The organism is Vibrio fujianensis (genome assembly GCF_002749895.1).
Classification (GTDB): Bacteria; Pseudomonadota; Gammaproteobacteria; order Enterobacterales; family Vibrionaceae; genus Vibrio; species Vibrio fujianensis.
The window spans coordinates 58,528-67,064 of the sequence record NZ_NBUS01000041.1 but is presented as its reverse complement, the minus strand read 5'-3'; the positions used below and the strand labels follow the sequence as shown (position 1 = coordinate 67,064).

General features: G+C 39.8%; 6 protein-coding genes, 2 pseudogenes and 1 CRISPR repeat array. Of the genes and pseudogenes, 1 reads left to right on the top strand and 7 read right to left on the bottom strand.

The features are described 5' to 3' along the window. Positions 1-689, top strand: a 689-nt coding sequence (locus B7C60_RS18330; RefSeq protein WP_245868867.1) for a PTS fructose transporter subunit IIBC, incomplete at its 5' end; no start/stop codon positions are given. A 54-nt stretch (positions 690-743) separates the two neighbouring features. Here the strand turns inward: B7C60_RS18330 and B7C60_RS07625 are convergent. From B7C60_RS07625 to B7C60_RS18325, 7 genes and pseudogenes are all read right to left on the bottom strand, one after another. Further along, the gene (locus B7C60_RS07625; protein ID WP_099611141.1) at positions 744-1,229 is read right to left on the bottom strand and encodes a hypothetical protein; all 486 of its coding nucleotides are present in this window, start codon (positions 1,227-1,229) and stop codon (positions 744-746) included. Between the two features lie 70 nt (positions 1,230-1,299). Further along, positions 1,300-1,716 carry an IrmA family protein gene (locus B7C60_RS07620; RefSeq protein ID WP_099611140.1) on the bottom strand — a complete coding sequence of 139 codons (417 nt, stop codon included), beginning with the start codon at positions 1,714-1,716 and terminating at the stop codon, positions 1,300-1,302. Between the two features lie 161 nt (positions 1,717-1,877). Further along, a CRISPR array of direct repeats spans positions 1,878-2,685; the repeat unit is 28 nt; unit sequence TTTCTAAGCTGCCTGTGCGGCAGTGAAC. A gap of 130 nt (positions 2,686-2,815) precedes the next feature. After that, on the bottom strand, positions 2,816-3,367 hold the full coding sequence (gene cas6f, locus B7C60_RS07615; RefSeq protein WP_099611139.1) for a type I-F CRISPR-associated endoribonuclease Cas6/Csy4: 552 nt from the start codon (positions 3,365-3,367) through the stop codon (positions 2,816-2,818). A gap of 8 nt (positions 3,368-3,375) precedes the next feature. Next, positions 3,376-4,386, bottom strand: a complete 1,011-nt coding sequence (cas5fv, locus tag B7C60_RS07610; RefSeq protein WP_099611138.1) for a type I-Fv CRISPR-associated protein Cas5fv — start codon at positions 4,384-4,386, stop codon at positions 3,376-3,378. An 8-nt stretch (positions 4,387-4,394) separates the two neighbouring features. Further along, on the bottom strand, positions 4,395-5,342 hold the full coding sequence (gene cas7fv / locus B7C60_RS07605; RefSeq protein ID WP_099611137.1) for a type I-Fv CRISPR-associated protein Cas7fv: 948 nt from the start codon (positions 5,340-5,342) through the stop codon (positions 4,395-4,397). 3 nt (positions 5,343-5,345) lie between these two features. Then, positions 5,346-8,273 (bottom strand): annotated as a pseudogene (locus B7C60_RS07600) (CRISPR-associated endonuclease Cas3''). Continuing rightward, a pseudogene (locus B7C60_RS18325) lies at positions 8,270-8,537 on the bottom strand (type I-F CRISPR-associated endonuclease Cas1f); the annotation flags it as partial. The pseudogenes B7C60_RS07600 and B7C60_RS18325, both read right to left, overlap by 4 nt.

Sequence of the window (8,537 nt, the reverse complement as noted above, 5' to 3'; positions counted from 1 at the left end):
TGGCAACCTTCCTATTTAAGAAAAAATTCACCAAACAAGAGCAAGAGGCGGGTAAAGCGGCAGCCATCATGGGATCCATTGGTATTTCTGAAGGCGCAATTCCATTCGCAGCCAATGACCCGATACGAGTGCTACCGTCTATCGTTGCTGGTGGTATCGTAGGCTGTGTATTTGGCTTCTTAACCAATGTATTGCTTCACGCACCTTGGGGTGGCCTGATCACCGCGCCAGTTTCAAGCAACATTCCAATGTACGTAGTCGGTATCGCACTCGGTTCGCTCACAACAGCTTTAATGGTTGGCTTTTGGAAACCGGTTGTCACTGACGATCCAGAAATGGAAAAAGAAGAGAACACCCCATCCGAGACTCAAACCATACCTACCGTGGGTGAAGGCGAATATGACATCGTAGCCGTCACCTGTTGTCCATCCGGTGTGGCGCACACTTTCATGGCCGCAAAAGCACTTGAAAAAGCAGGGGCAGCAGCCGGCATCAAAATCAAAGTTGAAACGCAAGGTCAAAATGGTATCAAAAACCGCATTACTGACCAAGACATCGCCTATGCTAAGCTCGTTATTCTTGCCCACGATATCCAAGTCAAAGATGCACATCGCTTTGCTAAAGCAAATATTATCGAATGTTCAACTAAAGAGGCGATGAAAAAAGCCGCTGAATTGATTCAAATTTAAATAATACGCTCCAGTTCAAGAGCCCTTCCCCCAAGGGCTCTATTTGAGGAAAACTCAACGAATATAACTTATCTTTAACACATTATTCCGCGCATTCTCGCCAGCTTCGATAAGATCATCAAAATCAAACCCGTTGACAAAATTAATCAGTGCTTTACTTTTAGCTGGATTAATTTTCAATTCATAAGCCAGTTTCTCTGTATTTGATAAATGTATTAATCTTTCAATTTCAACGCGAGATAAACCTGGATTAGACTTAACATAATCTTCAAGCAGAATTTGATTAAATGCTACGGCTGCGGCATATTGTTCATTATAATCTTTTCTCGATTCGATGAGTTCAACTAACGAGTTAATCACACTATCGTATGACTCTCCCTCTATTTTTGGCCGTGAGACATATTGATAAAAGCTTACCGGCCATAATAATCCCACTTCAATATGGTCTTTCCCTATATTATCATAACCATGCGTGGTAACGATTGAATAGCCCGATACAACAAACATCATAATAATATAAAAACGTAAAATGTGTTTCATAACACTTCCATTCTAAACATAATAATTTAATAGCAAAATAGCGTTGATAACCTAAAAAGCATCCTATAACTTATTGAGCCATACGAATATTGAAAGGTTTAAAATCTCGCGCTGATATCATTTTGCTTTTTAGAAGATTAATAGGTTGACCATCTACGATGGCTTGAGCATCCTTAACTAAGATGGTTAGTTGTTCATCACAAAAAGCCTCGCTCTCTAAGTATGCGTCAATATAACGATCAGCTGATGATTGGCCAAAGTGTGCAATTTCAATAACCCCCGATGCAACTTCTTCACCGACCTGATTAAAAGCAGAAACTGAAAGCTGAAGATCGATTATTTCATTCATTTCACTATCAAATGAAAAGACAGCCGAACATTGTCCTTGACCGGCCCAAACCGTATTGGAATGCCAAAATTCAACGGCATAAGCGGGTAAGGTTAAAAAAGAACTTATGGTGATACATATCAAGATAATCGCTTTCATCAAATTTTCTCCTTGATTGATGAATGAATGTTGCAGTTTATCTTAGAACGACGCGATAAAGCGCGAACTTTTTAAGCTATTTTTAAGCTAAAAGTGGATCAGTTTTCGGTGATCGTTAACACAATGAACGAACGGTAACATAAGAAGAGCCGATCACTCGCTTTCTAAGCTGCCTGTGCGGCAGTGAACTGTGCTGGCGTTAACTTCACAAGAGTAGCTCATTTCTAAGCTGCCTGTGCGGCAGTGAACTTTACCCATAGTGAGAAGCCTCGACCTTAACTTTTCTAAGCTGCCTGTGCGGCAGTGAACTATTATCTATTGTTGTTAACCAAGCCAAGCATTTTCTAAGCTGCCTGTGCGGCAGTGAACGGTTCCGGTTGTGTCGTTGGTTTTGAGTTTGCTTTCTAAGCTGCCTGTGCGGCAGTGAACGAACACGTCCTAAATCATTGTTTCAGGCTCTTTTTCTAAGCTGCCTGTGCGGCAGTGAACGTTGAACTCGAAACATTTTAAATAAACTTTTCTTTCTAAGCTGCCTGTGCGGCAGTGAACAAGAGCGTCCATAACAAAAACCCCTCGATTGATTTCTAAGCTGCCTGTGCGGCAGTGAACAACAAAGAGCTAGCAGAACAAGCCAAGCTGTTTTTCTAAGCTGCCTGTGCGGCAGTGAACGGGTTGAAAGTAGCCTGCTTAATCGCGCTCTATTTCTAAGCTGCCTGTGCGGCAGTGAACCTTTCACCCCGACCCCCACGAGCCGCGCTCGCTTTCTAAGCTGCCTGTGCGGCAGTGAACCTTTCACCCCGACCCCCACGAGCCGCGCTCGCTTTCTAAGCTGCCTGTGCGGCAGTGAACTCTTATTGAGCAAGACTTAACTACTTACTTGATTTCTAAGCTGCCTGTGCGGCAGTGAACGTTTTTCTAAAGCTCAATTACAAAATCTAAAATTTCTAAGCTGCCTGTGCGGCAGTGAACTATAGAATAACAACATAAAAATAAGTTACAACAAGCAGTTAGAGTAAAAAAGTCATTTTTACCCTATTTTAAATCACCTGCTGTAACTATTTGTATTTAAATATTATTTTTAAAGAGCAAAAAAATAGGGTTAAAACCAAGGAACCGTAGTGGTATGACTTAGCCCATAGGAATCAAATTTTCCGGATACTGGCAGTGGCTGAATTTCACCAAACTCAAAGAATTTACGATGTACCTGCTTCGTCGAACTGCTGAATAAATCTAGGTACGGATTATCAAAACCTTGGCTAAGCATTTTCACTTTGTAACGTTTTTCACCCTCTTTATCGATGCTACCGCGAGCGATCAAACGTCTAAGCTTCGCTTGACTTAAATTGCTACGCTTTACTGAGATTACTCGATATTGCACTTGTTCAGGAATAGCCAATATCTCACTCACTTGGCAGTAACCAGATAACGGACCAAGCCAGTTTAAACTTTGTAAATCATGCAAAAAGCTTGCTTCACCATGTAAGCGAAATAATCGCCCAAGTTTTACATTAACTTCTGGAAAGCTGATGCCTATTTGATCGCTATTCAGCATCACCAATGCTTTGTGAAATTTGGTAAACACTTTACTGCTCAATTCGGCTTCAAGCATTTCTGTATCGGGCTTTAATCGAATATCAATGTATGAGTCCATATTTCCTCCTAAAGCCGTATGTTTGACACATAAGCCAAACCTTTTTTACCAAGATAAAAAGAGGAGACACCAGCATTTTCGATCAAGGTTTTTATTTCTTGTACTTTGTTGCGATCAACATCGATATTAATTTCTAATTGACCACTAGCTTTCGTCATCATGGAAGTCACTTCTCCTTGCCCTTTTATCTTTTCTTTTTTGATGAAAGGATTACCCCAAATTGTTTTCTTTGATCCAGTGGTATATCGATCCATGAAATCTTTTTTGGTAAATCCACGTTTAGATATACCACTAATACCACCTGATTTAGTTTTCGCAGTGGCCATATCATAATTTGTTTCTAGTCGAGAAAGTTGAAGATAGAGTGCTGAACAATAAAGGCTGATTGGTGTAATCAAGTTTTTATTGTTTAAATATTCAATTTCTGGAAAATTTTTATTTAAAATATCAATAACTAGAGCCAGATTGTCATTTAACTCTATTGCTTTTTCTTTATTAAGACTCTCCAATCGGTTGATAATACTTAAAGGATCAAGTTCAATTGATACTTCTACTTGTGGTTGCTTAATAATAAAATCGCAGAGCTGATTGAAATCTAGGTTCAATACTCCCCAAAACTGCTGTGAATATTCAGAATTAAAAACGGGATCAGACACCTTAATCATACCAGTAAATGAATTCTGGTCCGTACTACCATTCATATTGCGAATAAAAGTCATTTCATTGGTAAACTGCGGCTTATCTGTAAAACTGACCTTATCTTCCAACTCTGAGAAATAATAGCTAGTTTCATGCATGTTACTACGAGCCTGATACAGTTTACGCTGGTCACCAATTAATCGATTAAGTATTCCCATTACAGTATCCAAAGTCGTTTCGCATACTTTGAAATTACCCTCTTTTTTTAAGTTAGTCATTGATCCTAAAAATTCACGGCCTTTCTTAGGAACCGGATCATTATTTGAACCACCTAAAAATGAATTTCGCCAGCAAGAATCATATTCTATGATTATTTTCATGCAGCCTCCTATTTTGCATAAAAATACTGAGCAAACGGTATATGCTGCTCATTGATGATTTCTGATTCATCACGCTTAATACGCATCATTTTATGACTATCATTGTAATCTACAGTGATCTCATCGACATACATATAGCCTTTCGCTTGACGAATAGATAAATTAGCTAAGCGATCTAATGTTTCAGTAACCAAGATTTTTACCGCATCATCATTAAGTAAAATCCCGCATTCGCCTTCTTCAAAAATGGTACCTTTACGCACATAATTGCTGTGGAATATGGCAACAGGGTTGAGTGAAGGATTAAGCGACTGAATAAAGTCTTGTACCGTTTTAGCCACTTCTTCACCTTGGCCCTCTTTGATAATCATACTGGCGCGATCAAATTTCTTATCGAGTGAGATAAATTGCAATTGTTCAATACTGATCGAGCCATAAGAAACGTACTCAGTATCACCAAATGTTGTTTTAGAAAAGAATGATGAGCTGTCACGCGCACCAGCTTGACCAAACTGTTCAAAGTTACCATTACCCAATTGATCAATAAAATCCTCTAGAAGTAGGGGACTTGTGCGTTTACACTGACTTGAAGGAACGACGTAACCACGGAGCAACCCTGTAATAGAAGCTAACACCATTTCTAGGTTTTTCTCTGCGGCAAAATGTAAATCGAATGCTTGATCCCTAAAAAGATGATGACGAATACAGTTTTGGCTGATATATAAAGGCGTTTTTTTAAAATCTATATCTGTCGCTTCCTTTTTATATTTATAACCTGTTTCTTCTTTCACTTTCCCTGTTAAATTGGTATAGCCTCGTAACTTTGGTAAAGTATGATTGTCCACAGTTTTACCATTGTCACCAGTCAAAGTTGTTGGTCCATTCCAGTTCACAACACCATGCCCTAATGCTTTAATTTTAAAATCTACACTTTTAATACCTATTACTTTTTCCATGGTTTATTCCTCATTTTCTGTAGTTTGATTAATTTGTTTAATGGATATAGCGCCGATAGCTTGTTTATCGCAGACGGCGTAATAAATAGCATGCGAGTGACGAGCACTTTCGCCGCCCACTTGCAGTAAATCGTTGCTGGTATAACTTAAATAAATTGGCGATTCAGGATCCCGAGCTTGGTTTAATAAAATTTTGTCAGTGAACGATTTATTAAACCCACCCATAATGTTGTGATGTTTTTTAAACATATGAGATAACAGGTCTTTGTCACTTTGGCCATAACCACAAATAGCGCTAGTTGCATAGGTAAGATTATCAATATTGCTGTCATCATCTAGTGGTATTGAGTAGGCATATTGGTCAAGAAAATTTGGCTCCGAATTACTGAGATCTACAAGCGCCATTTGCACAAAACGATTATCGCCACGCAGAGATCCTTTACTAATTTTACTGCGTTTTTTATTTTTCTTCGGTGGCATGGTGATTGGATCAACCACTTTGGCATTGATTTGTTGCACACTGTTTTTAAGTGCGGCCACTAAATCACTTTCTATAAAACTACGATTACGCTCGGTGTGATGAAAAGTGAAATAAAGTTGATAAGCTTCTGGCAAGGTAAACGTTTTATCATCAAGTTCGCTTCGCAAAAATTGATACCATGCCCTCACAGAGCTTAATACATACATTTTCGATAGAAAACCCGCAGCAGGGCTTTTACCTTTGCTATTAGCAATTGATTCAGGCACTGCTAATGTGTAAGTGTTTACAACTTTATTTTCACCAAAGCGATCCAGTCGTCCTAGCCGCTGTAAGCTATCTTCAGCACTGGTGATTTCGGCCACCATATAATCACAACTGATATTTAGCGAGGCCTGTACAATTGGTCCACTGCGCAACACTTCAAACTTACGGGTTCCTCCACGTTTGAATGCTTCGTACACTTCACCAAACCATTTACGTTTGTCACTCTTAATAAATTTTGAGTGTAATAAAACAGCATTTTCTCTGTGTTGATTGCGGATAAAACTATTTTGTGCCGTGAGTGCCATATTACTGATAACAAAAGTACCATCCTTTTGTTCCGTAAATAGCGGATTATCTGCACCTAATTCCGAATCATTGAATACTTTAAAGTCAAGTTGATATTGGCTGTGGTTAAATGATGGCATGACTTTAATATCATCAGGATGAATACCAAGTAGTTCTTCAACAAACACGTAATGAGGAGTTGCCGACACTAATAAGGTTTTGGCTTGCTGCTGCATCTTTTTGGCTGTAATAAGCTCTGCAAACAACAAATTAAAGGCTGGCATATTGACGTACTCATGAAATTCATCAAATACGACATGTACGTTCAAAAAATCTATCAGCGTGTTGGCTTTCGTGTGGCTGATCACTGAACCGAGGATTTGATCTATGGTGGTAATAACGATATCACCAGAAAAGCTTTCATCATCGGTAATAGGATTATCCCATTGATTATGAAACTTAAATTCCCCCGTATTAATTTCAATGGTGCTATTGGGCAAATATTGCTCCAAGGTGAGCTCATAAAATAAACCTTGGCATACCTGTACGCGAGGGCACACCCAAATAATGCGCTTCGCACCTTTCAATTTTGCCCATTCCAAGGCAATTTTGGTTTTACCACAGCCAGCAGCACCCGCGAGTACTGAAATATCATCAGCGTTAGCCAATTGTTGAGCAATCTCACTTTGCTTTTTACTGCGTTCACTATCCGGATAAAATGTGCGTAGGCAGGTAGCAATATCGCTACTGAGAGAAGACTCCACTTCGAGCAGCCCAGCCACAAGTTCATTCAAGTTCCGCTCAAAAATGGCAGCGTGTAATTCTGTCGCACTTAATGCAGATATTATTCGATCAGCAGTGATCAAGCATGCGCGTGCAATATTGTTTAGCGCATTAACTTTCACATTGAAAGTATTGGCTGATACTGATTCTTCTAGTTCATATTCTTTATAGCTAGGCAAAGGCGGCGCATCAGGCAAATTCTCCTCTAATTCCTGTAATTCGTCAGCCAAGATACTTCTTTCAAGAACACTATTGGTTGACTCACGGTATTTTTTATCTATGGCAACGATTTGCTTAATCAGCGCTTGGGCTTGAACCACAATATCAACTAACTTTACTTCTTTTTGATTTACCACCAGCTTTTTGCAAATATCTTTATAACTATCAAAACCATTTTTTTCTTTACGAAAGGGCTTTGCATGATGCCAGTATATCGCGTGCTTTACAGAACGCTTATTGCTGGGATTTAGACATTTTAGTTCTGCACTATCAAGTAATTGATAGAGCAAAAGTGAAATTTCATTATGTCTTGGATGCTTATCAAAGCTAAATTTAACATCATCAATATGCTGGCCATCGTCTGCCATGTACTCTTTCTTTTTAGGGTTGGTTACCCACTCTTGGAACTTGGGATCAATTTTTCCTAAATCATGCAAACAACCTGCAATGAAATTCACAATTGAAAACTGGGTATTGTCTGGAAATAACTGGCAATGTAGTCGTTCGGCAACATATCCAACCGCAAATAAATGCTCGCTCAGTGGTTGCAATTGGGTGTTTGCATACAACACACCTTGCTTGGGTTTATCAGTTAAAACATCCATAAAAACCTCTTTTCTAGTTTGATTAACAGGCACCACACCTTCCACATTAAATTCCTTTTTGTTCCCCACTACCCATAACAACTGGCTGCGCGATCGAGAACGGATCCAGTGGCAACTCACCGCAGTGCTGCGGCTAGCGGTTTGGCCTAGCATTTTTTTAACGGTAAGTAACCCATCTTCGGTGATCAGGGTTTACCAGGTGTTATCACCAATGCGGTTGGCGAAGGCATCCAGTACGCGGCGGGTCTTCTTGAGAGCGTTTTTCTCACACTGAGAAACAAAGGTGACCATCATAAAGCGTGTTCCTCGCGCTCTTCTTCCTCTTTGCCTTGCAGTGCGATGTGTTTCACTGTGTCGAACATATAATCGAGCGCTTTGTGTTCAATGAAAGATTGTAAAACTTGTTGGCGAAACTCTTGCTCGGTGGCGTTTTCTTTGCCGCAAACAAAGGCCCACGGCAGCACAATCGCATCTTTGATTAAGTCGGCGACATCAAACACCAAAGCGCCACGACGGGTTTTGCCATGCATGACGGCAAAACCGTGCGGAATGCCAAGC

What these genes read in the sequence shown, in the direction of transcription:
- B7C60_RS07620 (WP_099611140.1), bottom strand. Translation starts at nt 1,716, where the DNA reads ATGAAAGCGATTATCTTGATATGTATCACCATAAGTTCTTTTTTAACC.
- cas5fv (WP_099611138.1), bottom strand. Translation starts at nt 4,386, where the DNA reads ATGAAAATAATCATAGAATATGATTCTTGCTGGCGAAATTCATTTTTA.
- cas7fv (WP_099611137.1), bottom strand. Translation starts at nt 5,342, where the DNA reads ATGGAAAAAGTAATAGGTATTAAAAGTGTAGATTTTAAAATTAAAGCA.
- cas6f (WP_099611139.1), bottom strand. Translation starts at nt 3,367, where the DNA reads ATGGACTCATACATTGATATTCGATTAAAGCCCGATACAGAAATGCTT.
- B7C60_RS07625 (WP_099611141.1), bottom strand. Translation starts at nt 1,229, where the DNA reads ATGAAACACATTTTACGTTTTTATATTATTATGATGTTTGTTGTATCG.